21 protein-coding genes, 1 tRNA gene and 1 pseudogene are annotated in these 24,285 nt (G+C 56.2%); 10 read left to right on the top strand and 13 right to left on the bottom strand.

Annotation, left to right across the window (positions count from 1 at the left end):
• The first annotated feature begins 131 nt into the window (after positions 1-131).
• From thiO to EL386_RS11465, 3 genes are all read left to right on the top strand, one after another.
• Positions 132-1,244: a glycine oxidase ThiO gene (gene thiO / locus EL386_RS11475; protein ID WP_232020201.1), complete on the top strand. Its 1,113-nt coding sequence runs from the start codon at positions 132-134 to the stop codon at positions 1,242-1,244.
• A gap of 66 nt (positions 1,245-1,310) precedes the next feature.
• A complete protein-coding gene (locus EL386_RS11470) occupies positions 1,311-1,727 on the top strand; it encodes a Fur family transcriptional regulator (protein ID WP_126456342.1) in 417 nt (138 codons plus the stop codon).
• A gap of 65 nt (positions 1,728-1,792) precedes the next feature.
• A tRNA-Thr gene (locus tag EL386_RS11465) sits at positions 1,793-1,868 on the top strand.
• A gap of 20 nt (positions 1,869-1,888) precedes the next feature.
• Here the strand turns inward: EL386_RS11465 and EL386_RS11460 are convergent.
• The 3 genes from EL386_RS11460 to acs form a co-directional block, all read right to left on the bottom strand.
• The gene (locus EL386_RS11460; RefSeq protein WP_172597715.1) at positions 1,889-4,258 is read right to left on the bottom strand and encodes a response regulator; all 2,370 of its coding nucleotides are present in this window, start codon (positions 4,256-4,258) and stop codon (positions 1,889-1,891) included.
• A gap of 194 nt (positions 4,259-4,452) precedes the next feature.
• Entirely contained in the window at positions 4,453-6,567 is a 2,115-nt protein-coding gene (locus tag EL386_RS11455) for a TonB-dependent receptor plug domain-containing protein (protein WP_126456338.1), read from the bottom strand.
• A 400-nt stretch (positions 6,568-6,967) separates the two neighbouring features.
• Positions 6,968-8,914: an acetate--CoA ligase gene (gene acs / locus EL386_RS11450; protein ID WP_126456336.1), complete on the bottom strand. Its 1,947-nt coding sequence runs from the start codon at positions 8,912-8,914 to the stop codon at positions 6,968-6,970.
• Positions 8,915-9,002: 88 nt separating this feature from the next.
• On the opposite strand from acs, the gene EL386_RS11445 reads away from it, so the two are divergent.
• Positions 9,003-9,269 carry a hypothetical protein gene (locus EL386_RS11445; RefSeq protein WP_126456334.1) on the top strand — a complete coding sequence of 89 codons (267 nt, stop codon included), beginning with the start codon at positions 9,003-9,005 and terminating at the stop codon, positions 9,267-9,269.
• A gap of 140 nt (positions 9,270-9,409) precedes the next feature.
• Here the strand turns inward: EL386_RS11445 and EL386_RS11440 are convergent, their stop codons facing one another.
• Genes EL386_RS11440 through EL386_RS11420 form a run of 5 tightly spaced genes read right to left on the bottom strand, consistent with a single transcriptional unit; the run spans position 9,410 to position 13,237 of the window.
• Positions 9,410-10,075, bottom strand: coding sequence for a nitroreductase (locus EL386_RS11440; RefSeq protein ID WP_126456333.1), 666 nt, complete (start codon positions 10,073-10,075; stop codon positions 9,410-9,412).
• 3 nt (positions 10,076-10,078) lie between these two features.
• Complete coding sequence (gene nadC / locus EL386_RS11435; protein WP_126456331.1) at positions 10,079-10,921, bottom strand: carboxylating nicotinate-nucleotide diphosphorylase; 843 nt, start codon at positions 10,919-10,921, stop codon at positions 10,079-10,081.
• Positions 10,922-11,272, bottom strand: coding sequence for an FKBP-type peptidyl-prolyl cis-trans isomerase (locus tag EL386_RS11430; RefSeq protein ID WP_126456329.1), 351 nt, complete (start codon positions 11,270-11,272; stop codon positions 10,922-10,924).
• 40 nt (positions 11,273-11,312) lie between these two features.
• A complete protein-coding gene (locus EL386_RS11425) occupies positions 11,313-12,683 on the bottom strand; it encodes an alanine/glycine:cation symporter family protein (RefSeq protein ID WP_420856717.1) in 1,371 nt (456 codons plus the stop codon).
• A 26-nt stretch (positions 12,684-12,709) separates the two neighbouring features.
• Positions 12,710-13,237: a retropepsin-like aspartic protease family protein gene (locus EL386_RS11420; protein WP_126456327.1), complete on the bottom strand. Its 528-nt coding sequence runs from the start codon at positions 13,235-13,237 to the stop codon at positions 12,710-12,712.
• A 68-nt stretch (positions 13,238-13,305) separates the two neighbouring features.
• Here EL386_RS11420 and EL386_RS15710 point away from each other — a divergent pair.
• The 3 genes and pseudogenes from EL386_RS15710 to EL386_RS11400 all read left to right on the top strand — a co-directional run bounded on the left by EL386_RS15710 (position 13,306) and on the right by EL386_RS11400 (position 15,612).
• Positions 13,306-14,846: pseudogene (locus EL386_RS15710) on the top strand (DUF1538 domain-containing protein).
• A gap of 14 nt (positions 14,847-14,860) precedes the next feature.
• Positions 14,861-15,211 (top strand): P-II family nitrogen regulator, encoded by a 351-nt coding sequence (locus EL386_RS11405; protein ID WP_126456323.1) that lies wholly within the window; start codon positions 14,861-14,863, stop codon positions 15,209-15,211.
• Positions 15,208-15,612 carry a CBS domain-containing protein gene (locus tag EL386_RS11400; protein WP_126456321.1) on the top strand — a complete coding sequence of 135 codons (405 nt, stop codon included), beginning with the start codon at positions 15,208-15,210 and terminating at the stop codon, positions 15,610-15,612. The genes EL386_RS11405 and EL386_RS11400 overlap by 4 nt, the downstream gene beginning before the upstream one ends.
• Here the strand turns inward: EL386_RS11400 and EL386_RS11395 are convergent.
• Both EL386_RS11395 and egtC read right to left on the bottom strand, forming a co-directional pair.
• Positions 15,607-16,794 (bottom strand): SUMF1/EgtB/PvdO family nonheme iron enzyme, encoded by a 1,188-nt coding sequence (locus tag EL386_RS11395; RefSeq protein WP_126456319.1) that lies wholly within the window; start codon positions 16,792-16,794, stop codon positions 15,607-15,609. The genes EL386_RS11400 and EL386_RS11395 overlap by 6 nt on opposite strands.
• A gap of 2 nt (positions 16,795-16,796) precedes the next feature.
• Positions 16,797-17,576 (bottom strand): ergothioneine biosynthesis protein EgtC, encoded by a 780-nt coding sequence (gene egtC, locus EL386_RS11390; protein ID WP_126456317.1) that lies wholly within the window; start codon positions 17,574-17,576, stop codon positions 16,797-16,799.
• A gap of 157 nt (positions 17,577-17,733) precedes the next feature.
• Between egtC and egtD the strand changes: the two genes are divergently transcribed.
• From egtD to ampE, 3 genes are all read left to right on the top strand, one after another.
• On the top strand, positions 17,734-18,738 hold the full coding sequence (gene egtD / locus EL386_RS11385; protein WP_232020200.1) for an L-histidine N(alpha)-methyltransferase: 1,005 nt from the start codon (positions 17,734-17,736) through the stop codon (positions 18,736-18,738).
• A gap of 49 nt (positions 18,739-18,787) precedes the next feature.
• A complete protein-coding gene (ampD, locus tag EL386_RS11380; RefSeq protein ID WP_126456313.1) occupies positions 18,788-19,342 on the top strand; it encodes a 1,6-anhydro-N-acetylmuramyl-L-alanine amidase AmpD in 555 nt (184 codons plus the stop codon).
• Between the two features lie 78 nt (positions 19,343-19,420).
• On the top strand, positions 19,421-20,320 hold the full coding sequence (gene ampE / locus EL386_RS11375) for a regulatory signaling modulator protein AmpE (RefSeq protein ID WP_126456311.1): 900 nt from the start codon (positions 19,421-19,423) through the stop codon (positions 20,318-20,320).
• A gap of 3 nt (positions 20,321-20,323) precedes the next feature.
• On the opposite strand, the gene EL386_RS11370 is transcribed toward ampE, so the two are convergent.
• The 3 genes from EL386_RS11370 to EL386_RS11360 form a co-directional block, all read right to left on the bottom strand.
• The gene (locus EL386_RS11370) at positions 20,324-21,097 is read right to left on the bottom strand and encodes a ketopantoate reductase family protein (protein WP_126456308.1); all 774 of its coding nucleotides are present in this window, start codon (positions 21,095-21,097) and stop codon (positions 20,324-20,326) included.
• A gap of 141 nt (positions 21,098-21,238) precedes the next feature.
• Positions 21,239-21,796, bottom strand: a complete 558-nt coding sequence (locus tag EL386_RS11365; protein WP_126456306.1) for a cob(I)yrinic acid a,c-diamide adenosyltransferase — start codon at positions 21,794-21,796, stop codon at positions 21,239-21,241.
• 52 nt (positions 21,797-21,848) lie between these two features.
• The gene (locus EL386_RS11360) at positions 21,849-24,227 is read right to left on the bottom strand and encodes a putative bifunctional diguanylate cyclase/phosphodiesterase (RefSeq protein WP_126456304.1); all 2,379 of its coding nucleotides are present in this window, start codon (positions 24,225-24,227) and stop codon (positions 21,849-21,851) included.
• Between the last annotated feature and the right edge of the window lie 58 nt (positions 24,228-24,285).

The raw sequence follows: 24,285 nt of genomic DNA, 5'->3' as shown, positions 1-24,285 counted from the left end.
GCCGGATTCCGACCAGCTGCGTGGATGCCCGGACAGGCGGTCAAGCGGCTCAGACTCGGGTATAATTACCTCTTTTACTATAGACCAGTCAGCGGAAATGACCGTTTAAGCGGTTGTTTTGGCCCGAAATCATGATGTCCAGGATCCCGGATTGCACCATTATTGGCGGCGGCCTTATCGGCATGCTGACGGCGCGCGAGTTGCTGCTCGCGGGTCTGTCGGTGCAGGTGCTGGAGAGGGGCGAGATCGGCCGTGAATCTTCCTGGGCGGGGGGCGGGATCCTTTCGCCCCTGTATCCGTGGCGCTACCCCGACCCGGTCTCTGAGCTGGCCCAGGCCAGCCAGCGGCTTTACCCCGCGCTGCTCGAGGCCGTGCAGGCGGAAGGCGGTGGCGATGCGCAGTGGACACAGAGCGGCCTGCTCATGCCGGGCTGTGGGGAAGTGGCCGCGGCACATGAGTGGGCGGCCCGCTATGGCGTGACCTATGAATGCCTCTCGGCCGATGAAATGGCCCGTTGTGCCCCGGAAATGGGGACCCTGGCAGTGGAATCGGGGATTTTTCTGCCGGAGGTGGCCCAGGTGCGCAACCCGCGCCTGGCCCAGGCCCTGCGTGCCAGTCTGCTCGCGCTGGGGGCGGAGATCCGCCCGGGTTGCGAGGTGATGAGTATTGAACATGCGCGGGACCGATTGAGTGGTTTGCGCCTGGCCAGTGGTGAACACCTCGCCTGTAAGCAACTGGTGGTGGCCGGCGGGGCCTGGAGCGGTGAATTGTTGCGCCCCCTGGGGCTGGATCTGCCGGTCGAACCCGTTCGCGGCCAGATGCTGCTGTATCGCACGGCGCCCGGAACGGTGCAGCGCATACTCTTATATAAAGACCGTTACGTGATCCCGCGCCGTGATGGCCATGTGCTGGTGGGGAGCACACTCGAGCGTGTCGGCTTCAATAAACAGACTACGGAGACGGCGAGGGTCGACCTGGAGGCCGCTGCCACGGAGATCGTGCCGGCGCTGGCCAATTTCCCGGTAGAAATGCACTGGGCCGGGCTGCGTCCGGGTTCGCCGGATGGCACCCCCTTCATTGGAAAACATCCATATATATCAGGTATTTATATAAATAGCGGGCATTACCGCAACGGCGTGGTGTTGGGACCGGCCTCGGCGCAGTTACTCGCCGGGCAGTTGCTTGGGCAGCCAGCCTTGATCCCCCTGACGGCTTATGACCCTGCTAAGTATGTGAAAATGTAGCAGAAAATATGAATTTCCGAGTAAGGGGCTTGGCTTTAGGTAGGAACTCCACATATACTTAGCCTAATGAATATTTTCAGCCAGGAACAAATCATCGAGCGTTTGCAGGCCCACGGGATTTACCCGACCCAGCAGCGTATCGAGCTTGCCGAGATCATGCTTTCGCGTGATCAGCACCTGTCTGCCGAGCAGGTGATGCAGAGGGTGCAGCACAGCCAGACGAAGGTCTCCAAGGCGACGATTTATAACACCCTTGGCCTGTTTGCGGAGAAGGGTTTGTTGCGCGAGGTCATCGTCGACCCGACCCGGGTGTTTTACGATTCCAACATTGGTCAGCATCATCACTTTTTCAATGTCGATACCGGCACACTCAGTGATATTGATGCCGCTGAATTGTCGATTGGTGATTTGCCGGTACTGCCAGACGGTACCGAAGTCGATGGCGTTGATGTCATTGTACGCATTCGTAACCAGACCGCCTGACCTTCTAAATCCCCCCGTTTGTTCTGCGCACAGATTAATTTCTGTATAATGCGCCAGTCTTGATTGCCGGAATAGCTCAGTCGGTAGAGCACTTCACTCGTAATGAAGGGGTCGGAGGTTCGATTCCTCTTTCCGGCACCATTTTTGCCTGCGCAGGGGGCTTACTCCGCGTCGATGATGTACTGTTTGAGGATGTCTTGCAGCTTGTCGATATGCAGGGGCTTGCTGATGTAGTCATCCATGCCGGCATCGAAACATTGCTCACGGTCACCTTCCAGCGCCTTGGCTGTGAGGGCGATAATGACGGAACGTTTGTCGGCACCTTTTTGCATCTTGCGTATCGCCCGTGTGGCATCGAAGCCATTCATGTTGGGCATAAGGATATCCATAAGAATAATATTGTAGAAGGTTTCACTCGCCCGTTGAACGGCCTGCCTGCCATCACGGGCGGTATCAACGGTATAGCCCATATTCTTCAGGATGTTGATGGCCAGCTTCAAATTCATGGGGTTATCATCGACAATCAGAATATTGTTTGCAGAAGTCGTTACCTGACCAGGGCCGTTTATGTCACACGTGGGCTGGGTAAGCCTTGTGCGCATAGTGCCTGCAAGGCTAAAACCATCAAAGTCACTAAACACACGTTGCAGGGCATCGAGGAGATCGTTAAAGCGAACGGGCTTGGTGAGGATGGCGGAGTAATGGCTGTGCCAGTCCTGATTTCTCTCCCGTAGACGGTTTACCGGTGTTAGCAAAACCAGGCGTGTCCTGGAGAGTTGATTATTTTGCCGGATTATCGTGCGCAGACTGTTTGTGTCCATGCCGGGCATTTCAGAGTCGATAAACGCCAGGTGATAGTTTCTCATTTCCGCATTCGCAGTATGCATGGTGGCAAGCGCAGTGGCGCCATCCGTTACCGTGTCTACACGCATGCCAAAAAAACGCAGTGTCTGTGCCAGACTATTTCTGCTCTCTGCATTATCATCAGCGACGAGGACGTGTTTGCCGACAAGGCCTGAGGTCCTATAGTCGTCTTCAATGGCATTTATGGGCAGATTAAAATGAATGCTAAAAACACTTCCTTGCCCGAGGGTGCTTTCTACCTTTATATGCCCTCCCATGAGTTCAATCAATTGCTTACTGATGGAAAGACCCAGTCCAAGCCCCTGATAGGCACGAGTAACCGAACTGTCTGCCTGGGTGAAACGTTCAAAGACGGAGTCGAGCTTCTCGCGGGCAATGCCTATCCCGGTATCTTCAACACTGATATTGATACTAGCCGTATTGCCAGACTGTTTACTCACCTGCACACGTATAATGATATGCCCGTGTTCGATAAACTTGACGGCATTCGTTACCAGGTTGCTGAGTACCTGACGAATTCTCCCCGGGTCACCAAACAAATTATGCGGTTGCTCAGGGGGGTAATTAATAATTAATTCGATATTCTTGTTTGCACATTGAATAGCCGCCGCATCGGCAACTTCTTCAATAGTTTCCCGCAGGTCAAAGGCAAGGGAGAGGATCGATAACTTGCCGGCCTCCAGCTTGGAGAAGTCCAGGATGTCCTTGATGAGATGCAGTAAATCATTGCAGGATTTATTAATGCTGTGGGCATAGTCTTTTTGTTTGGGCTGCAGTTCGCCCATTTGCAGTAGTTCAGAAAAACCTATAATACTGTTAAGCGGGGTGCGTAATTCATGGCCCATGTTGCCAAGGAAGTCACTTTTTGCCTGGTTGGCCTGATTCGCCTGATTTGTCGCCTCGCGTAATTCTGTCTCGACCATTTTCCGTTGTTCGATCTCAATGTTCATTTCCTTGTTAGTGTTCTCGAGGTGCTGACGTTGTTCCTGTTCATTCGCCATTGCCGCAGAGAGGCGTTCTGCCATGCTTGCGATGCCTTTTTCCAGCTCCCCAAGTTCGCCGCGAGAGAGGCTCTGGAGCGGGTGGGCGAATTCACCTTCGCTAATATGGCTAACTGCCGTGGTCATTTCATGCAGGGGTTGAGAAAGTGAACGGGCTATGCGCAGTGCAAAAAATATAGTCAGAAACAAGACGATTCCGGCAATTGAAAAGTTTTCTACCAGCACCGTTTGCTGTAATCGGGTGGTGCTTTCATTACTCAGTATGATGCTAACCTGGCCAATGACCTCGGCCGGGATATTTTTTTCAGCCTCATTCAGTGGGTAGTCACTGATTTCAATCTGGCTGGCAAACACAGTAGCCATATATTGATGCGTGGCGGCAGGATCAATCAGGGTAGTGTTGGGTTTGACCAGTTGCATTAGGGTTTCATTGTCACTATCGGTGATCTTGACGCTGATGACATCGGGCTCGTTAAGCGCGGCGCTCGCCAGGCTGCTGAGAATGGCCTTATTGCCGGAAATGACCCCGTACTCGCTGGCGGGTGCCAGTTGTCTGACGATAGCATTGCCGCGACGGTCCTGTTCCTGCTCAAATTGTTGCAGATGGGTGACAGTGAATAAGACAGAGAGAATAATAACCGTGACGGTCAAAGGCAGTAATGCCAAAAACAATAACCTATATTTGATGGGCCAGTTATTCATAATGTTATGGTATTGCATTATGGACTAGCCGACCTCGTAAATCGACTTCATCAGGGTATTTGCGCCAGGTGAATGTATGAAATCATCGGTAACACCATGCCGGCTAGCCAGCGCATATATGTTCTTTATATTGTCATAGTAAGCTTGTTATTGGCATCTTAGTCAAGGCCCAGTTCCAGAGATAAAAATACCCGGCTGCCGAATACCTGTTCTCTCTCAAAATCAAAATATTCATCCAGCATATTCTGAAAGCTCAGGGCTATTTTCCCGCGACTGTTGGTGGCACGAAATTTCTTCGCCAGACGCCAGTTCAGGATCTTGAAATCGCCAGTAGGGTCTCCGCCATCAAACTCATAGCGACTGTAGCGGTGAAAAGCGACACTGCCCTGCAAGTCGTGGTCGATGTCCTGGATTAATTGCAGGGTAGCAATAGTCCGTGGGGCCTGAAATCTGGCATCCGTGAAGGTGGTGTTGCCGATAATGCCGTTGTCATTAATATCACGTATCCTGCGGCCTTCGACATCCAGGAGCGTATACCCCAGGTGGATGCGTGTGCCACGAGACATGTCATAGCGGAGTTGTGCCTCCAGGCCTCTCAGGTTGGCATAACCGTCGTTGTCAAAAACAAAGGCACGATCGGAGATATTGGCACCAACCAGGTCATTAAGCGGGTCGTTATAGGCCTCGTCTTCATATTCATTCAGTACACTGCGAATACGGTCGTAAAATAATTTTACGTCGACATCCAGACCGTATCTGGGAAAACGGCCTATATAGGCCAGTTCCAGCGAGGTAATTTTTTCTGGCTGCAGGTTGCCCGTGCTCGTCAGGAGCTGGTCAAGCTCGCGGCCATCACTGAGTTTGGTCACGGCATCGGCGTACTCCTCGAGGATGGAGGGGGTGCGCAAGGCCCTGGAGTAGCTGGCACGCAGGGTATGGTTGTCGGTGAGATGATGATTGAGCGACAGGCGTGGTGACAGGTCTGTGCCGGTCAGGTCATTGTTCTCCAGCATCAGCCCGGCATTGAGGGTCCATTTCTCAGAAGGGCGCCACTCGCTGTGGGCGAACAATCGGTAAGTATGGTTGCTGAAGTAGTCCTTGTCGCTATCCCGGTTGAAAAACCCCTTGGCACCGACCTGATCGAGACGCGCACTGGCACCCCATACCAGTCGCAGGCGATTAATGGGTTCAAGCGTATGCTGAAATTCCAGGTCATAGCGCTGCGCCAGAAAACCATTTTGAATGGCCAGTGGCTCATTGGCGGTGGCTATGCCGGTATTCAGGAAGATCGCGCCCGCCACATCCAGGCCGCCGGCAAGCGTATTGATCGGCGCGGTAAAGTAATTGTCTTTTACACGCTGATAGTTATGGTAAAACTGCAGGCTGAACTCCTGTGTGCTATCAAGCTGGTGATGCCATTTGAGTAATTGAAAATTGCTGCTGGTATCAACATCACGTGGCGGGTCATCAATGAGATCTTTCGCATCTGTATCACCCTCCTGATGTTGTTTTTCGCTATAGCCAAATTGAAACTGGAAACGGTTATCCAGGTCGGCCTGGTAATCCGCACGGAAGCTGAGAGTGGAGAGGCGTTTGTCATCCGGGAATTCGCTACTGTCAAAGCCGTTATCACTGCGATGCCCCAGACTGAGACGATAGTCCAGCTTGTCGGTACGGCCGCCAAAGCGCGCCACATAACGTTGGGTAGCCTGTGATCCACTCACCACTTTGAAATAACTACCCTGGGTATCAAGCGGGTGACGGGTGATGATGTTGACAATGGCACTGAAGGCATTTGCACCATAACTGGCGGCGTTGGGGCCGCGAATGACCTCAATACGTTCGATGTCTTCGACTTGCAATGGCAGGTCCGTCCACTGCACATGGCCGAACATGGGGGAATACACCGAACGACCATCAATGAGTACCTGCATACGCTGGGCATACTCGCTGCCGAGACCATGGTAACTGGTGCTGACACGATAGCCCTTGGGGTGTGCGACCTGGAACCCGGGTACCAGGCGCAGTACATCAATGAGTTCCTGTGGGTCGTAGGCCTCGATCATTACACGGTCGATGACCGTGATGGAAACCGGACTGTCTCTTACCGTCTGGGACAGGCGGGTGGCGGTGAGCGTAAAGGGCAGTTCACGGTAGAGGTCTTCTTCGTTCAGCAGGGGGAGTTCGGGACTAGCCTGTCCAGACTGCGTAATAACAGTCAGTAAGGCCGGCAAAACATAGGCACGGCACACCTGTCGGGAAAACAACTTCATGTGTCTTAATCCATTTAAGGTCTTAATTCGTAGTCGATAGGTATTCAAACAACCAACTCCCTTGCCTGGCTATTTCAGTTTATTTTTCAATACCTTATTAGGCCATATTTTATATTGCCATGACAGGGTTTTTAAATACGGGGGCATTGTTAAAAAGCCTTGTTTGTAAAAGTGCGAGCCAAAATAAAAAAAGCATATAACAGATAAAATAAAATCAATGTGATGTATGAAGCATTATCCAGCTGAATAATCGGTCCTTAGAGATTGCCTGTGCAGTGATGCAGACCTATGTACCGGCTTATTACCGTAGAGGTATTCGTAAGCAGTGTTTGTCGAAATGCATCGACAAAAGCAAAAGGCCTGCATTCAATGCAGGCCTTTTTTTTCGCAGAGACAGTGGTTATTGATTTGCCCGGTTTTTGACCAGGTCATCGACGACGGAGGGGTCGGCAAGTGTCGAGGTGTCACCGAGGTTACCGAGGTCGTTCTCGGCGATCTTACGCAGGATACGGCGCATGATCTTGCCGGAGCGGGTCTTAGGCAGGCCGGGGGCCCACTGGATGACATCCGGCTTAGCGATCGGACCGATCTCCTGGCGAACGAGGGCGATGAGTTCATCTCGCAGGGCATCAGAGGGTTCGACACCGAGCACAGGCGTGACATAGGCGTAGATCCCCTGGCCCTTGATCTCATGCGGATAGCCGACCACGGCGGCCTCGGCAATCGCATCATGCAGGACCAGTGCCGATTCCACCTCGGCCGTGCCCATGCGGTGACCGGAGACATTCAGCACATCATCCATGCGTCCGGTGATCCAGTAATCGCCATCGGCATCACGGCGTGCGCCGTCACCGGAGAAGTAGTAACCGGGGTAGGTCTTGAAGTAGGTGTCGACAAAGCGCTGGTGATCACCGTACACCGAGCGCATCTGCCCCGGCCATGAACGGGTGATGACGAGGGCGCCGCTGGCCTCGGTGTCCGAAATGAGTTTGTTCGTCGTGGTGTCGACAATCCCGGGTACGATACCGAAGAACGGACAGGTGGCGGAGCCCGGCTTCAGGGTGGTGGCACCCGGCAGCGGGGTGAGCATGTGGCCACCGGTCTCGGTCTGCCACCAGGTATCGACGATCGGGCAACGCTCGTCACCGACGACCTTGTGATACCACTCCCAGGCCTCGGGGTTGATCGGTTCACCGACGGTGCCGAGCAGGCGCAGGGATTTGCGTGAGGTCTTCTTGACCGGCCCGTCACCTTCGCGCATGAGTGCACGGATCGCGGTGGGCGCGGTGTAGAAGACACTGACCTTGTGCTTGTCAACGACCTGCCAGAAACGTGAGGCATCCGGGTAGTTCGGCACACCCTCGAAGAACACGGTGGTATTGCCGTTGGCCAGGGGGCCGTACAGCAGGTAACTGTGACCGGTGATCCAGCCGACATCGGCGGTACACCAGTAGACGTCATCATCACGCAGGTCGAAGGTGTAGCGGGTGGTCATGGCGGCATACAGTAAATAGCCACCGGTGGTGTGTAGCACGCCCTTGGGTTTGCCGGTTGAGCCGGAGGTGTAGAGGATGAACAGCGGGTCCTCGGCGTCCATTTCCTCCGGTGGGCAGTCGGCGGAGGCCTCGGCCATCGCCTCGTGATACCAGACGTCACGATTTGCTGCCCAGTGGATGTCGTCACCGGTACGCTTGACGGTCAGCACGGTGTGTACATTCGGGCAGTTTTCCACCGCCTTGTCGGTATTGGCCTTGAGGGGCACGGCCTTGCCGCCCCGCACGCCGCCATCGGCGGTGATGACCACGTGACAATCCGAATCGAGGATGCGGTCCTTCAGCGACTCCGGCGAGAAACCGCCGAACACGACCGAGTGCACGGCACCGATACGGGCGCAGGCGAGCATGGCGTAACCGGCCTCGGGGATCATCGGCATGTAGATGCAGACGCGGTCGCCCTTCTTGACGCCACGGGCCTTGAGCACGTTGGCCAGTTTCGAGACCTGTTCGTGGAGTTCGCGGAAGGTGATCTTTTTATCATCGTCCGGGTTGTCACCCTCCCAGATGATGGCGACCTGATCGGCACGGCTATCGAGGTGGCGGTCGATACAATTGTAGGCGACATTGAGTTTGCCGCCCTCAAACCAGCGGATGTGCAGGTCCTTGGTGTCAAAACTGCAGTCAGAAACCTTGTCCCAGGGTTTGTACCAGGTCAGGAAGGTTTCGGCCTGTTCGGCCCAGAAGCTATCCGGGTCTTCAACAGAGCGTTGGTACATGGAGCGGTAAGCGGCCTCATCAATATAGGCCTTGGCGGCGAAGGCCGCGGGGACAGGGTAACGTTTGTCAGACATGGATAGGGTCTCTCCGAATCAATAGCCCGTTAACTGTAACGGAAATGCAGGTGGGATAAAAATTCTTTTCAGGGCAATCGGGGCAGACTTGCCGCAGGTCTGCGGTTTCGGCCAGAAACAGTTCGGCGGTGGCGAGCGCCTGTCCGTCGGCGAGCATATCGTCGGTGAGGCGATGGATGCCGATGTTGCCGCCCTGCAGTGGTACCGGGGTCTGCAACAGGGTATGGCGGGCCGTGTCGAGGTGGATGCGTTGCGCGTGGATGCTGACATGGCCAATGCTGAGGATGCGGTCGTTGCGGCTGTCGAGGCCGCTGGTTTCAAGCATGTGCCCCCCGATGAAGTATTACTGGCGTAATACCGATATCGAAGCGGGATACTGGCATGCGGAGTAGGTCAATCTCCTGGCCAGTAAAGCTTGTATGCGCTGCGCCAGATTAGATTGGTGCAGGCGCCATCGAGACTAGCAGAACGGCAATAGAAATGTAACAAACGGGATTATTTATACCAGCGGCTAAAACCGGCAACGTCTACGCGTTCAACGCGGTACTGGTTGACCGCCATTGTTTTGTCGGCATAACCGAGAGACATGCCACAGGCCAGGGTTTGTGTCTCAGGGACTTGCAAGGTATGACGGACGATGTCCGGGTATTCGGCGAGTGCGGCCTGCGGTACCGTGGCAAGATTAAATTCAATTGCGGCGAGCATGACATTCTGGATAAACATGCCTAGATCCAGCCAGCTGCCCTGGGCGAGGTCCTTATCGATGAAAAAGAACAAGCCGACCGGGGCGCCAAAGAAACGGTAGTTATCATACCAGGCCTGGGTGCGGCGCTCAGTGTCGTCGCGGCCGATGTTGAGTGCAGAATACAGCGCCATGCCGGTGGCGAAGCGGCGGCTCTTATAGGGTTCGCGCCAGTGGCGCGGATAGTACTGGTAATCGGGGTTTTCTTTTTGCCCGGCCTCACGCGCGGCAATGATGCTATCGGTAATGGTCTGTTTGCTGTCACCTTTAACGATGCAGACCTGCCAGGGCTGGGTATTGGCGCCGGAGGGTGCCTGACGGGCGGCAGCAAGGATTTGTTCAATGAGGTTATCCGCGACATCGCGGTCGAGAAAGGCACGGGTCGAGTGGCGTTCGCGAATCGCGGTGAGGATATTCATGGCTCAGCTATCTTCAAAGCGCATCGACAAGTCGATGGCGTGGATATGTTTGGTCAGCTCGCCGCTGGAGATATAGTCGACCCCGGTCTCGGCGATGCCGGGGATGCTTTCCAGGGTTACACCGCCGGAGGCCTCGAGCTTGGCCTGGCCCTTGTTCATGGCCACGGCCGCGACCAGGTCTTGCAGGCTGAAGTTATCCAGCAGCAGGATATTGGCCCCGGCATCGAGGGCCTCGCGAAGTTCATAAAGGGTTTCCACCTCGACCTCGATCGGCACACCGACCTGCATGGCCTTGGCCTGTTCCACGGCGGCCGTGATCGAACCGGCGGTGGCGATATGATTCTCTTTGATCAGGATGCCGTCATAGAGGCCAATGCGGTGGTTATGACAGCCGCCACAGGTCACGGCGTATTTCAGTGCGCGGCGCAGGCCGGGAATGGTCTTGCGCGTATCGAGCACCTTGGCCTTGGTGTGTGCGACGGCCTCGGCATAACGTTTTGCCAGGGTTGCCGTCGCCGACAGGGTCTGCAGGAAGTTCAGCGCGGTGCGTTCACCGCTGAGCAGGGCGCGGGCGGGACCGTTGATCTTGCACAGGCACTGGTTGGGCACAACCGCGTCACCATCCCCGACCTGCCATTCTATATATATATCGGTGCCGAGTTGGTGAAAGACCTCGTTGACCCACTCAATGCCGCAGATGACTGCCGCCTCGCGGCTGATGACCGTGGCGGTGGAAGTGGCGTTTTCCGGGATCAGCGCCGCGGTGATGTCGCCGCTACCAACATCCTCGGCCAGCGCGCGGCGAACATCCTCGCGGATGATGGCTTGCAGCTCGCTGTCGATCACTTACTCGGAGATTTCCAGTAGCTCGATTTCGAAGACCAAAGTCGCGTTCGGTGGGATGACACCACCGGCACCCCTTGCACCATAACCGAGCTCAGAAGGGATAGTCAGTTTGCGTTTACCGCCGACCTTCATGCCGACCACGCCCTGGTCCCAGCCCTTGATGACATAGCCGCCGTCGATCGGGAAGCTGAACGGGTCGTTGCGGTCAACGCTGGAGTCGAACTTGGTGCCGTCTTCGAGCCAGCCGGTGTAGTGGACCACGGCGGTCTGGCCCTTGCCGGTGGCCTCGGTGCCCTCGCCCTCGGTGATTTCTTCATAACGCAGGCCGGTGTCAGTAGTGATTTCGCTCATGTGACTCTCCTTAACAATGGCTGCGCATTATACCCAATATTTAGCGAACCGGGGTCTGCGGGCGGGCAAAGTAGTCGTCACTGAGCCTTTTCACCAGGCCGGCGAGCAGGATAAGGCTGATCAAGTTAGGCACGGCCATGAGGATATTGGTGATATCAGCGATGTTCCACACCAGGTTCAGCGGCACCCAGGCGCCAACCACGACCAGCACCGTGTAGACCATACGATAGGGCAGCACGGCACGTTCGCCGAACAGGAATTCGGCACTGCGGTCGCCGTAATACGACCAGGCGATGATGGTCGAGAAGGCAAAGAACATCAGGCCGAAGCCGACCACCCAGGCGCCGAACTGGCCGAGTGACTGTTCAAAGGCATAGGCCGAGAGGGCGGCACCGCTATAGGCCTCGGGGCGGGCCTCACCCCAGGCCCCGGCGATGACGATCACGAGTGCGGTCATGGTGCAGATAATAATCGTGTCGATGAACGGCCCCAGCATGGCGACCAGTCCCTCGCGTACCGGCTCATTGGTTTTTGCGGCGGCATGCGCCATCGGTGCCGAACCGAGCCCGGCCTCGTTGGAGAACACACCACGGGCGACACCGTACTGGATCGCCGCACCCACCGCCGCACCACCGGCAGCGGTCGGGTTCAGGGCCAGGTTGATAATGGTGACAAAGGCCTCGGGAACGGCGCTGGCATTGAGAATAAGGACCACCAGGGCCGCACCGCAATAGACAATAGCCATAAACGGCACGATGCGCGAGGCGACCTTGGCGATGCGGCGAATGCCACCGATGATGACCAGGCCAACGAGGATCGCCATGACCACACCAATGCCGAGCCGGTAGTCGTCTACCTGCGGGAAGATATAACGCAGGCCATCGGTCACCGAATTGGCCTGCACCATGTTACCGATGCCAAACGAGGCGATCAGGGTGAACAGCGCAAACAGCACGCCGAGCCACTTCAGGTTCAGGGCACGGGCCAGGGTATACATCGGCCCGCCGGAGATACTGCCGTCTTCGTGCACGATACGAAACTTTACCGCCAGCGTGCAGGAGGTGTACTTGCTGGCCATGCCGACCAGTGCCGTGATCCACATCCAGAACACCGCACCCGGGCCGCCGAGGGTGATGGCGGTGGCGACGCCGGCAATATTCCCCGTGCCGACCGTGGCCGAGAGGGCCGTCGACAGGGCCTGGAAATGACTGACCTCACCCTCGTCATCGGGCCTGTCATACTTGCCGCGGACGAGATCGATAGCGTGTTTGAAACCACGCAGTTGGATAAACCTTAAACGCAATGTCAGGTATAAACCGGTACCAACGAGTAAAACAATCGCCGGGATGCCCCAGAGTTCACCGGCGATCGTGCCGGTTAGCGAGGTTAAGTCAGTCAGCCAGGTATCCAAGTGTTATCCCCTGTTTATTATTTCTATTATTGGTTTTGTTGTATGGTCAGTGTGTGGCCGCGCTGGGTGAATTCAAGGTCACGGAGAAAGCTCATGCCGAGTAACAACTCATCGCCCTGGTTGCGCGGGTTAATACTGGCACGGACATCGTGTAACTCGATGTCGCCCAGCCTGACCGAGTCTAGTCGGGTCAGGTAACCGGTAATGACGCCGTTGGCGGTATTGTATTGTTGTGCCGGGCCACGACGTAGACCAAGTTTCTCGGCGAGGCTGCCAGGCACGGAGATATCACTGGCACCGGTGTCGAGCAGGAAGGTGACGCGCACATCGTTGATAAAACCATCGGCCACGTAGTGCCCGTAACGGTTGCGCTGCAGGGTAATGGACTTGCCGCCATCATCGAGTTGTTGCGTGGCAATAAACTGATTGGGATTATTCTCGCGTTCTTCCAGTCCGGCGAAGACCCAGGCAAACAGGGCCAGTGCCAACAACCACGCCACGGTGGTCATGGCCTTGCCGATACCCTGGGTCGAGTGCGATTGACGGTCGTCCATAACGGCATGTTAACACCACCCCCGTGATGGTGTAAGGTTATACTAATGAACCGGCAGGCCCTCCCTTGATTAGATTGCTAAAGAATATCTTCCGTGCGCTTTTTGACAGCGTGCGTGATTTGTTGCCGATCATTGTCGTGGTTGCCTTTTTCCAATTTGCCGTTCTGCAGCAGCCTATTCCGAACCTTGAACGTATTCTGATGGGGAGCTTGCTGGTGGTCGTCGGCCTGACCCTGTTTGTGAAAGGGCTGGAGATGGGCCTGTTCCCTATCGGTGAAAGTATCGCCTATGCCTTTGCCAAGAAAGGCAGTCCCTCCCTGTTGCTGTTATTTGCCTTCTCCCTGGGCTTTGGCACCACCGTGGCGGAGCCCGCGCTCATTGCCGTGGCGGCTGAGGCGGCCAAGGTGGCAGCCACGGGTGGCATGATAGACGATGCGGTGGCAGCCAAGGCCTCCTACGCACTGGGCTTGCGCATGACCGTGGCCGTTTCGGTCGGTTTTGCCATTGTCCTCGGCGTGGTGCGTATTGTCCGTGGCTGGCCGATTCAGTATCTAATCATCGCCGGTTACCTTGGCGTGGTGGTCATGACCGCCTTTGCACCGAAAGAGATCATCGGCATTGCCTACGACTCAGGTGGTGTGACCACCTCGACCGTGACCGTGCCACTGGTGACGGCACTCGGCGTCGGTCTGGCCTCGAGTATCCGCGGGCGTAATCCGATGATTGATGGCTTTGGTCTGATTGCCTTTGCCTCCTTAACACCGATCATCTTTGTCATGGGCTACGGGATGGTGATCCTCTAATGGCATTGCTCAATCATATCTTTAACACCCTGCTGCTGACCTTGCGCGATGTGTTGCCGATCATCGTCATTATCTTCACCTTCCAGTTTCTGGTCCTGCGTCAGTCTATTCCGCAACTGAAACAGGTCCTGATTGGACTCGCTTATGTTGTATTGGGATTGGGGCTGTTTCTTGTCGGGCTTGAAGAGGCCTTGTTCCCGCTTGGCCAGCTGATGGCCGAACAACTTACCGACCCGGTCTTTATCCACTCCGGGGTCGAGAAGCTTGGTGAGGTCTTGCGTTGGCAGGATTATGGCTGGGTATACGTGTTTGCCGGGGCGATTGGTTTTGCGACGACCATTGCTGAACCCGCCTTGATCGCGGTAGCCATCAAGGCAAGACAGGTATCCGGTGGTGCGATCACGGTATGGGGTCTGCGCATTGCGGTGGCCATTGGTGTGGCCTTCGGCATCGCGCTGGGGACGTATCGTATTGTTACGGGCACCCCGCTGCACTACTACATTATTGTTGGTTATGTATTCGTGATCATCCAGACGGCCTTTGCGCCGCGCATGATCATCCCATTGGCCTATGACTCCGGTGGTGTGACCACCTCGACGGTGACCGTGCCGCTGGTTGCCGCGCTGGGCCTGGGCCTGGCCAATACGGTACCGGGGCGCAGCCCCTTGCTCGACGGTTTTGGCCTGATCGCCTTTGCCAGCCTGTTTCCGATTATGAGTGTGATGGCTTATGCACAGATCAGTGCGTGGCGTTACAAACGCGGTATAAAAAAGAAAACAACTGAAAAACAACCTAACAGTGAATAACGGAGGGCATTACCATGCATTTTAAATTGCTCATTGCCTTGGTCGAAGATGATAAAACCAACGCAGTACTGGATGCGGCACGCAAGGCCGGGGCCACCGGGGCGACGGTGATCAGTCAGGCTCGGGGTGAAGGGCTGGAAAAGCCCAAGACCTTCTTTGGCCTGAGCCTGGAGACACAACGCGATATGTTGTTGTTCCTGGTTGAGGAACACCTGAGTCGCCACATCCTCGAGGATATTGCCGTGGTCGGAGAATTCGATAGTAAACCGGGTAGCGGCATCGCCTTTCAGATAGACGTGGAAGATGCCGTGGGGGTAGGGCATCAGATTGAAACCCTGACAGAGGTTGTGGAGGAAAAGCTATGAATGACAAAATACTGACTCGCGTACGCGACGTCATGAAGGAAAAATTTGATCTGGTCGAAGGTATTTTGACCGTGCGTGAGGCGCTGGAAAAGATGAAGCATGTTGATACCAAATCACTGATCGTCGACAAGCGACATGATGATGATGAATACGGTATTGTGCTCATGTCGGATATTGCCCGCGAGGTGCTGGCCAAAGATCGCGCACCGGAACGTGTCAATATTTATGAGATCATGTCCAAGCCGGTGATCAGTGTCGACCCGCAAATGGATATCCGTTATTGCGCACGGTTGTTCGAGAAGGTCGGCCTGTCACGTGCACCGGTGGTGGAGAAGGGCAGGATTATCGGTGTGGTCAGTTATACCGATATGGTACTTAAGGGGCTGGCGAACCACTTATAAGGCCAGGCGTAAGCCGGAGAAGATATGCCGCTTGTCGGCGGTATAGAAATTGCGGAAGCTGGGACGTTTTACCGCCGCCTGGGTATAGGGGCTGCTACCCCGTAGCGTATAGTGCCTGCCGTCGAACCAGGGCTTTGAGTAACTATCATAGGGGAAGGGGTTGAAGCCCGCATAGGGATGGAAGGTGTTGGCGCACCACTCCCAGACCTGGCCGCCGGCTTGCAAGGTTTCCTGCCCTCGGGCGATCTCCAGTTCATATTCGTGCGGCAGTCTTGCCTCGGCAAAGCAGGGGCTTGTTTTGCGTAACCAGTTCACAAAGGCGGTCGCCTCGTAATAGTTAATCCCGCTGACGGCGGCGTCGCCATCCAGTTCATGTGGTCCTTCAGCAGCCACCCCCAGCCACTCACCGTAATGATTCTTGCGCCATTGCTCGGGGTGTTGAGCCCGGTTTTCATGGCACCACTGCCAGCCCTCCGCTGACCAGAATTGCGAGGTCTGGTAGGCCCCAGCCTGCATAAAGGCCAGCCAGTTGCTGTTGCTGACCGGTTGTCCGGCGAGCCGGGTTGCCGGGAGGCTAACCTCTTGCACCGGGACTTCATTATCAAAGGCATCAACACCCCGTGCGTTACCAATACGGTAGTCACCCGCGGCAAGGCAAAGGATCTCTGTCCCGGGCAGGCGGGGCTCAAGGCTTTCAGCAACGGTAAAGTCGGCATGTGTCCGTTGCAGCTGGCGCTGGGTCAGGACCATGACCATGGTTTCATAATGCTGGGCATGATGCTGGAGGAGAAAACGCGCCAGGTAGTCATTCTCTGTCAGCGGCTGTGCACGCAGCCTGGCCGGTGGGTCGAGCAATAGCGCACGATTTTCCGCTTGCAGCTGTTCACACCATTCAATATGCGTGCCATGCCCCGGCAGGGCCGCACCGCGCTCGGGCTTGGGCATATTCTCCGGGAAATACAGTTCGTGCAGTCCGGCGGTGGCACGGTCATCGCCGAGCAGGGTCTCGCGTAGCCAGAAGGTTTCGAGAAAGGCACAGTGGCCGACGTGCCAGCCGAGCGGGCTCAGGTCGGTGTGGTATTGCCGGCGGTAATCGGCCTCGTTTAACCGGCGGCCGGTATCATTGATGAGTCTCTGCACGGCCTGGAGTTGTTCAAGCGTGTCCGCCGTGATGATAGACATGGTTAAAGTGCCAATAACTCAGGGGGTTCGTCGGCGCTGAGGACGAGGATCTCGTGTTCGGGTACGGGCTGCCAGAGGCCGTCTTCGGTCAGGCGTTCCGAGGCGATCAGTTGCGCATCGGCAAAAGATTCATCATCGGTGGTGTAATACAGTGACGGGCTGTCATGGTTGATGCCATGCCGGGCGGCGTACAGCAGTTCGCCATCACTGATGATGACATTTAATAATGCCTCGTTATTACCCAGCCAGTCACCCAGCAGGGAAAAGCTTTCGGCAATGGCCTCTTCAATGGCCATGTCTTCGTTGTCGGCAAGAAAGTGACGTATCAGGGCGAACAGGTATTCCGAGTCGCAGGTACCCTGGACTCCGGCAAGAATAGCGTTATCCAGGAATTCGAACAGGCGTGGGCGGATATGTTCAATGAAACCGCCGATATAACCATTGTGCATAAACAACAGCTCGGCATCGTGAAAGGGCTGGGTATTACTGTGATTTATGGAATTGCCCGGGGTGGCACTGCGAATATTGGCCAGCCACAGGTCGGCCTCGAGCACACTGGCCAGACTGCCAAGGTTGGGATCGGCCCAGATAGGCTGGGTGTTGCGATAGTTGGTGGGCTGATTGTCCTGGTTGTACCAGCCTATACCAAAGCCATCGGCATTGACCTTGGCATAAACGAGTTCTTGCGGGGCATAGGCCTGCACGACGAGACTGTGCTCAGGCTGCAGCAGAAACTGCTGCAAGCGGATAGCGGGGCCAAGGTAGGCGGCCATGCGGCACATGTGTATATCTCCCACAAAATTGCCAAAAACGGCGGTATCGGTTCGACACCAGCCTGTCGTCAATGTTAGCCTATTACGCCGAATCGAACCAAGAAAAAAACGTGTGTGGGATTGTGCAGTACCCGGGGTACACACAAGCAATGATATGGAGTTCAGCATGAGTATGACCACCTCGTCTGTAAAGGCGCAATCGCCACGGTTTTACCGCTCGGTCCCCCCTGCACGTGCCGTGCCCAGTCTCATCGATGATGTACGCAAAGGCCTGTTGGCCTCACCCCGTTCACTACCACCGAAATACTTTTACGATGACAAGGGCTCACGCCTGTTCGACGCGATCTGTGATACTGAAGAGTATTACCCTACCCGTACCGAAGACGCCCTGCTCAAGCGCAGCGCGAAAGATATTATCGCCAGCCTGCAACCCGCGCATGTCGTGGAGCTGGGCAGCGGCACCTCACGCAAGACCCGCCGCCTGCTGGATGCCTGTGAAGAACAGGGTTGCCATGCCACCTACTGGCCCTTTGATGTCTGCGAGAGCATGGTGCAGGGCACGGCCGAGGCCCTCATGGATGAATATACGTGGCTGCGTGTGCAGGGTCTGGTCGGCGACTATCATGCCGGCTTTGAACACTTCCCGGGTTTTGATGGTTGTTCCCTGTTTGTATTTCTTGGCGGAACGATTGGCAACCTCGATCACGAGCAGGCCGTGGCCTTTCTGAGTGAATTGCGCCGTTCCATGGGAGACGGCGATGCCTTGCTCATGGGGGCGGATCGGGTCAAGGATAGCGGGGTGTTACATGCCGCCTATAACGACAGCGAAGGACTGACCGCCGCATTCAACCTGAATGTGTTGCGGGTGCTGAATCGCGAGATCGATGCAGACTTTGAGCTCGATGCCTTTGAGCACAAGGCCATTTTTAACCGTGAAGATTCGCGGATTGAAATGCACCTGGTATCAAAACAGGAACAAACCGTAAGCCTGAATGCCCTCGATGAAACCATCGCGTTTGGCAAGGGCGAGTCAATCCTGACCGAGATCAGTCGCAAGTTCACCCCGGATTCGCTCGATGCCCTGTTGGCCGAGGCGGGTTTCAGGATTCAACGCCACTATGAACCGGATGACGGTTTCTTTTCACTGGTACTGGCCAGGCCGAATGGCTGAGACAAGCCTGTTATACTGCCGTTACCGATAGTTGCCTGGATACAGGGACATGCAGATAGACAACGGCCTGCTTGATTGCGCCCGCCAGGTGACCTCGCCAAATTGCGACGCGCGGCCTGCTGGTGTGCCGGTTGACCTGCTGGTGATCCATGCTATCAGCCTGCCGCCGGGTGAGTTCGGCGGCGACTATATCGACGCCCTGTTTACTAACCAGCTCGACCCGCAGGCGCATGACTATTTTCAGGAGATCCAGGCATTACGTGTTTCCAGCCATGTGTTAATACGTCGCGATGGTGAACTGGTGCAATACGTGCCCTTTGACCAGCGTGCCTGGCATGCCGGTGTCTCGACCTTCGCCGGCCGCGAGTGTTGTAACGATTTTTCCATTGGCATCGAACTGGAAGGCGCTGACGATATCGCCTATACCCCTGTGCAGTACGAGCAACTGGCCGATGTCATTGCCTGCCTGATGCAGGCCTACCCGGCTATCAGCACGGAACGTATCGCCGGGCATTGTGATATTGCCCCGGGGCGCAAGACCGACCCCGGTGAGTCGTTTGACTGGAGGCGCCTGCATGGCCTGTTACGCGTACATGGTCTCTAGGCCATGATTTTGTTTGGCATGGTAAGGCTTTACAGTAATAATGAAACTTAAAGTCCACTTACGGGAAATACCACGGCTATGACACTCCTCGCCATTCTAATCAGTCTGATCCTGGAACACTCTGTTGAGGGCCTGCGTGCCTATCGCCGCTTCGACTGGTTTGAACGCTATACCGACAAGCTCATGGCCTGGTTGGCAGACTACCGGCTGGGTGGGCCGTTACAGGTGTTGCTGGTGATGCTCGTGCCGGTGCTGGCGGTGATCCTGATCAACATGATCCTGCATGATGTCTTGCTTGGTCTGTTGTCACTGGCCTTTAGCATATTGGTGTTGTTTATCTGTCTGGGTCCGAAGGACCTCGATGGACAGATTGACAGTTTTCTTGAGGCCTGGAAACAGGGTGATGAGGCCGCAGCAAGACAGGCGGCGGAAGACCTGCTCGAATCCACACCACCGGAAGCCTTGCCGGACCTGCAACAGGCACTGCTGGAAAAGATCCTGTTAGCCGGTCATGACCGGCTGTTGGCGCCGATATTCTGGTTCACGGTATTCAGTGTCCTCGGCGCCGGGCCGCTGGGGGTGGTCATGTACCGGCTCGCCTATCAGTTACATCATCGTTTTGCGGACACGGATTCGGCCTTCGCCGAGGCGGCCAAACGTCTGCATGACATCCTCGCCTGGTTACCCGCGCACATGACCGCACTGGCCTTTGCCATGGCCGGCAGTTTTGTCGATGCCTTCCATGCCTGGCGCGAGCGCCGCCCGGCATGGCGTGATGACTGGCAGGCCAGTGTCGAGGCCACGGTGCTGGCCGGTGGACTGGGGGCCCTGCAAATGCACGAAGGTGTCGGAGACACCGAAGTGAGCACTGACGATGTGCAGGAGGCAGTGAGTTCAGCCAAGGGCATCGTCTTGCGCGCACTGGTGGTCAGTGTCGTACTGATCGCGCTGATGACCCTGTTCGGCGGGCTGCGCTAGGGCTCAGTTCGGTGTCGGTCTCTTGCTGATGGCGCGCAGGGTCTTCACTTCCAGCCCGGCTTGATCGGCGATCTCGAGGGCACGTGCCAGGCGTGTCGGGGCACTGCGTCCCATGCAGCCATGTTCCGGGTCACCCTCAAAGGCCTCAAGCATGCCACTAATCAGTCTGTCGCGGTCGAGCGAATGATTCACCAGGGTTGCCTGGATATCCATGACGTCATTGGCGACATCGCGCGCCAGTTGCGGGTGATTGTTCCATAGTTCACTGACATTACCACCAACCTCCAGGCCGGCGATATTGGTGGTAAGGATATAGACGTTTTTGCGCACGAGTTCGTATTCGAGTTCCTCTGTCCGATCTATTACGTTACAAGGTATGTCGATGGCATGGAGTGCATCGGCGATCAGCGGAGCATGCGGGCCGAATACCGGCGAGGGGATCAGCACCTTGTAGTCCTGACCCTTTTTTTTCTCAAACCAGACCGAGATCACGGTCGGGTCGGCCAGGTCATGGGCACGCCAGTCGCGCGGCAGCAATTCGTTTTGCAGCAGGACGATGCGCTCCTGCCAGAGACTCGGTAGTTGTTCGAGTACGGGGTGCAGGTCGTTCTCCGCCACAGCGACCAGAACCATCGCCGGGGTTGGCAATTCGCCGGCCATGGTGGTCAGCGAGGTGTCCCGGGTGATGGGATACACCGGGTGGCCAAGACGCAGAAATCCCCGGGCAAAAACACCGGCCATCTCACCCATACCAACGATAACTACAGGATCTTTCATAGGCTACTCTAGGTCTGAAACAAACAGTCAGCGATTATAGCCGAAGACGCGCAGAAAGGGGGTTAATCGCAATGCTGGTGGGCACATACTGGCGTTGCCCGAGGCTTCAAGGGTACGGTCCTTTGCGGGGCGCGGGGCGCCTCATTCCCCTCCATTACGCCCGGGTTGCCAGAGTACTTCGTGGCCGTGTTCGTGTCGGGCGAGTACGCGGGCAATCACAAACAACAGGTCTGAGAGGCGGTTCAGGTAGGTGATGATGGCCGGGTTAATGGCCTCCTCGCGCTGCAGGCTGACCACACGACGCTCGGCACGCCGACAGACGGTGCGCGCCAGGTGGCAGGCACTGGTGGCATGGCCGCCGGCAGGCAGGATGAACTCTTTAAGCATCGGCAGTTCGGCGTTAAAACCATCCAGTTGCTGTTCCAGGCGCGTACTGTAGGCGGGTGTGAGTTTTTCATAACCGGGGACCGAGAGTTCGCCGCCAAGGTCGAAGAGGTCGTGTTGTATGTCCTCAAGGCAATCCCTGACCGCCGTGGGGATGGCATGCGCCAGTACCATGCCGATAATGCTGTTCAGTTCATCGACACTGCCATAGGCCTCGACGCGCAGGCAGTCTTTGGCCACACGCGAACCGTCACCGAGACCGGTTTCACCGGCGTCACCCGTACGGGTATAGATTTTTGATAAACGGTGTCCCATAGCGGCTCCTTGGTGGGCACTGTACAACAGACAAGTACAGAAGAAATAATTTTTACGCGGCGGTCTCAGGTTGGTTAAAGACCTTGTCGGCGGTGCTGGGGCGACCGTAGTAATAGCCCTGGCCACAGTGGATGCCGAGTTTCATCACTGCCTCGCGGATGGCCTCATTCTCCAGGCTCTCGGCGATACTGATGGCACCAAAGGACTGGGCGAGGCCATGAATATGCTGAATGATGGTGTGGTCGGCGTGGCTGTCGAGGATCTTCTCAATAAAACTGCCATCGATCTTCAGGTACTCCGGACGGAAACTGCGCAGATAACTATAAGTGGAATAGCCCTGGCCGAAATCATCCAGGGCCAGTTTGCAGCCCTGTTTACGCAGGGCCTGGATGTCGGCGAGTATCTTCTCGCTGAGGCTGATGGTCTCGCGCTCGGTGATCTCGATGGTCACCGGGCGTCCCGCCCGACAGGCGGGGCCGAGCAGGCGCAGCAGTTCTCCGCCGAAGTTACTGTCGTGGAAGGACAGCAGGCTGATATTCAAAAACAATTCAACCCCGGCCGGGGCCTGATGCAGGGCCTTTTCGATCACACACAGGTCGATCTCGCGGACCAGGCCGAGGTCTTCGGCGACCATGATGAATTGCGAGGCCGGCAACATGAGATCACCACGGCGCATATTGGCGAGGACTTCATAGGCGATGGGGCGGCCGGTGGCGAGGTCGGTGATCGGCTGGAAGGTCGGTTCGATATCGCCGTTTTCGATCGCATTACGCAGTTCAAAACCGCGACTGAAGACCTCCATGATGCCCTGGCTGAGGTCTGTGGAGAGCACCTCGACATGGCCACGGTGCCGACGCTTGGCGTGGTAGAGGGCGACGTCGGCTGCACCGATCAGTTCCTGTACCGTGCTGCCATGGAAGGGCGCGACCGAGATGCCGATACTGGCGCGCAGTTGTAGGTGGCCGACGGTCAGGCGCACGCGGGTACTGTTGATATTTTCCAGCAGGGCGCTACAGACGTCATGGGCGTCCTCGATCGCGGTATTGTCCAGCAGCAGGGCAAACTCGTCACCGGCCAGGCGCGCGACCATATCATTCGGTCTTACCATGGTACGTAGCAGGTTGGCGATAGTCTTCAGCACCTTGTCACCGACCGGGTGACCGTAGGTGTCATTGATAAATTTGAAACCGTCGACATCAATGAGGGCGAGACAGAGCGAGTGATTCTGTTCCAGGCTCTGAGGCAGTTTCTGCGCCAGGATTTTTTCAAAGTGGCGGCGGTTGTAGAGGCCGGTGAGTTCATCGGTGATCGAGATGTGATACAACTGGTGGCGGTGTTCCTCGAGTGTCTGACCGAGTTCAAAGCGCTCACTGATATCCTGAAAGCGGCCGACGACGCCGATGATGTTACCGTGCGAGTCAAAGGTGGCATGGGCATCGACCTCGACACGAACCGCCTGGTTGTCGGCCGAACGGATCTCCATCTCATGGTTACTGATGTCGAGCTCGGGCAGGTGCTCGGCGAGAAACAGTTTGTGGTCTTCGGATTCAGGCAGGAACGAAGCAAAGGCTTTGCCATAGGAGTCAGTGTCATTGTAGCCGGTGATCTGTTGCCAGGCCGGGTTCAAAAACGAAATGTTTCCCTTGGCGTCGAGTTCAAACAGCGCCTCGCGCATATTGTTTACCAGTGAACGCAACTGCTGTTCGCTACTGAGGAGTTTTTCCTGGGTGTTTTCCAGGTTGCTGATCTGCTCGGCCATCAGACGCGCACCTTCGGTGAGTGCATTACCGAGGGTCTGGATTTCACTGTAACCGGTCTTGGGTGTGACGATGTGATGCTGCCAGTCGCCGCGCCCGAGCTGTGAGGCGAGCTTGACCAGGCGTTTCAGCGGCGCAGTGAAGCTTGAGATCACCCGGTAAGTAATGAGAATGGTGAAAAACAGCAGGCCAGTAAGGATCAACAGGCTGTTGATAAAGATGCTGTGCAGACGCTCGCTGATCGGCTGGCTGGAGAGTTTGATCTCAAAGGTACCATGGCTGACGCCATCCTCGGTGAGGGTAGATTCGAGTACGACATTGACCTCGTCTTTGTCAACAAACAGTCGGGTCAGGAGGTCTGCCGGTGGTTCGTTCTGGTCGAGGGAATAGATCAGTGTCCCGGTCGGGTTGCTGACAAATACCCCGGCGACCCCGGTATTGGTAATGAGGTTGTCCAGGTAACGCTTCAGGCCAACGGTATGGTGTGAGGTGAGCATGCGCTGTACGTTGGGTTCGGCGAGGGCCATGAGGTTACGGGCAAGACTGTGTTGTGTCTCGATCTCGCTGCGCGCGCCCTGGTGGACGAGGAAAAGACCGAGCAGGCTGACCGCCAGGACCTGCATGAGCGCGAAGGCAAGCACAAGACGGCTGCGTAATGTGCCGGGTAATTTCAACAGACAAGCTCCTTCAGCGCAGTGGTTCAGTCATGGTGACAGGTACCGTCCCGGTACC

The sequence above is a fragment of the Sulfuriflexus mobilis genome (assembly GCF_003967195.1).
Classification (GTDB): domain Bacteria; phylum Pseudomonadota; class Gammaproteobacteria; order AKS1; family AKS1; genus Sulfuriflexus; species Sulfuriflexus mobilis.
The sequence above is the reverse complement of the archived record's forward strand: the minus strand, read 5'-3'. Positions and strand labels throughout refer to the sequence as shown.